Annotated in this window: 1 protein-coding gene; it reads right to left on the reverse strand. The window is 62.0% G+C overall.

What is annotated here, in order from left to right:
- Nucleotides 1-697: hypothetical protein (locus IEZ09_RS45960; RefSeq protein WP_189260150.1), on the reverse strand; the 697-nt coding region annotated here is incomplete at its 3' end.
- Between the last annotated feature and the right edge of the window lie 43 nt (nucleotides 698-740).

Here is a 740-nt window from a genome sequence, read left to right on the forward strand (position 1 = left end):
CCCGACCCGGCCGCCACGCGACGAACGCCGCTTCCTCCTCCGCCGTCAACCGGCCCGAGTGCAGCGGACCCCCCGTCCACGCCTCCACCAGCGACACGTCAGCCACACCACCGAACACCGCGACAATCCGCACAGGGGCATACCCCTCGCCACGCAGACGCACAGCCAACTCCCGAATCGCCTCGGTCGACGGCTGATAGACAAAGCCCTCCGACACCCAGGTCTCCAGCGAAACGTCATAACCCTGATCCCGCAAGAACCTCAGATGCGCCAGCAGATCATGCCGCCCACCCCGGCCAGGACGCCAGTCGACAATCAAATTCCGCTGCTCCGGCGGCAACACCAAAAACGACGTCCTCGCCAGATGATCACGCACAAGCCGAATCAACGTACTTTTACTCATCTTGAGACCACTGAGTTCAACTATGCCTTTGCGCGTGTAGAATTTTCCGGTCGCCGGATCCAGGGTGAGGAGCATTTTGGTGGCCCATTCACCGAACAGATCGCTGGCCAGCCGGGACACGAAGCCGTCATGGGCTGAGCGCTCCAGCGAAATCTCGTAACCCTCCTTACTGACATCGTCCACAGCCTCCGCGAACGTACTAAACCCACGCGGATTGAACTCACCCGCACCAGGACGCCATTCCACAAGCTTCTTCCGCACTTCCAGCGGCAACCGCACGTCCCCTGAAGACATCCCCCCTCCCTCACCCGCGGAACCACCACCCTGGACAACCGCG

Origin of the sequence: Lentzea flava (assembly GCF_014648475.1) — a bacterium.
Lineage (GTDB): Bacteria > Actinomycetota > Actinomycetes > Mycobacteriales > Pseudonocardiaceae > Lentzea > Lentzea flava.